This window comes from Bartonella sp. AU15XJBT, assembly GCF_028618615.1.
Taxonomy (GTDB): domain Bacteria; phylum Pseudomonadota; class Alphaproteobacteria; order Rhizobiales; family Rhizobiaceae; genus Bartonella.
Map to the genome: position 1 here is coordinate 1 of NZ_JAQITG010000099.1, position 1,372 is coordinate 1,372.

The following is a 1,372-nucleotide window of genomic DNA, read 5'->3' on the forward strand; positions in this document are numbered from 1 at the left end:
ATAACGCATCCCACCGCCTTCAAAACGGCGTGATTTAAAGTCAACGGTGCCACTAAATATGTCACCTCTCCCTCCACACATCGCCCACCCCGTCTTCGTACCTAGATCAAAACAAAGAATCGTGTTATTCACCGCGCCGCTCCATACATAACGTGTTTTATAAGATTGTTTTTTTTCGAAAGCGGGTAGAGAAAGGTGTGTAAATTGGATAAAGATGTCATTGATATCATTTCATTAATAGTACCAACGTTCATATCATGTTTTGGAATATGGTTAGGTTGTAGAAACCGAAAAATAGATCTTATAAACTTCACTAAACAATTAAGACAGCTGCAAAGACAATCTGAAGCAGCAAAAGGACACCTCTCTATTCTATTGGAAGAAAAGAGAATAAGAGATTTGGGTCCAAATCTAGAGGCTGTTATAGAGAAAGAAACATGCGCATATAAGAAAGGTAAAAATTTCTTTCTTGACGTATATGTAACCATAAAAAATCCTACAAAACATTCAATAAAAATGAATAATTTTCGTATATCTGATGAAAGCCCATTTGCATTTGTTGAAGGTATTTTTCTAGGAGAGTATCCGCTACCTTTAACCCTTGAAAAGGAAAAATACATGAGTTTTAAAAATCCTTTTCCAGCAGACTTAAATGAGCAAGACATATGCAATTATTATAATTTAAAGGAAGATGAAGAAAGACTATTTATTCTCGTAGTTCGCCACCTCAACCCAAATATCGAAACTGTACCAATCTTTATCATTGAACACACTTCATCAAATCATCCAGAAAGAGTGGTTCAAACCAAGTTTTGGACAGAGTTTTTACTTGCTTTTGAAGATGAAAATTCTCAAGAATAAGGTAATTTGTAAATTTTCTCTTCTTGTCTTTCTATTATTTTATCTCTTTTATGTACCTCCTTTATAAGTTTTTGAATTTTTTTATCAAAACAATAAAGTTGAATAGCTAGTTGAATATTGACCATCGTAGATAAACAAAGCGCTGCTATTAAACCCATCTCTCTCTCCTCACTTACTTTTCTTCTTATTCTTCTGAGACTTTTCTTTTACAGATTCACCACGCTGCTTAAGCTCGTCTTTAAGCCTCTCAATTTCTTCATCACGTGATTGAGCTTCGAGTGTTAGTCTATGTATACGATAATCTCTCTCTCTTAACGCGTCTTTATACTCTTCTATATCTTGTTTCAGTGTTTTAATTTCTTCACCACGGGATTTAACTTCTGCTTCATCCTCTGGATTCAGTTTATTCTGTTGGTTCAATTTCTCAATTTGTTCATCAAGGTATTCAATTTCTGCTGTTAGTTTCTCTATAGTTTCACTTTTCTCATCCAACTTTTCTTCATACTCATCT

The 1,372-nt window shown here is 34.2% G+C and carries 2 protein-coding genes and 1 pseudogene; 1 reads left to right on the forward strand and 2 read right to left on the reverse strand.

Going from position 1 to position 1,372, the window contains the following annotated elements; genetic code table 11:
• The first annotated feature begins 204 nt into the window (after positions 1 to 204).
• On the forward strand, positions 205 to 861 hold the full coding sequence (locus PVV57_RS10295) for a hypothetical protein (protein WP_273784043.1): 657 nt from the start codon (positions 205 to 207) through the stop codon (positions 859 to 861).
• On the opposite strand, the gene PVV57_RS10300 is transcribed toward PVV57_RS10295, so the two are convergent.
• Both PVV57_RS10300 and PVV57_RS10305 read right to left on the reverse strand, forming a co-directional pair.
• The gene (locus tag PVV57_RS10300) at positions 852 to 1,019 is read right to left on the reverse strand and encodes a hypothetical protein (protein ID WP_273784044.1); all 168 of its coding nucleotides are present in this window, start codon (positions 1,017 to 1,019) and stop codon (positions 852 to 854) included. The two genes, PVV57_RS10295 and PVV57_RS10300, sit on opposite strands and share 10 nt — an antisense overlap.
• A gap of 10 nt (positions 1,020 to 1,029) precedes the next feature.
• A pseudogene (locus PVV57_RS10305) lies at positions 1,030 to 1,372 on the reverse strand (hypothetical protein); the annotation flags it as partial.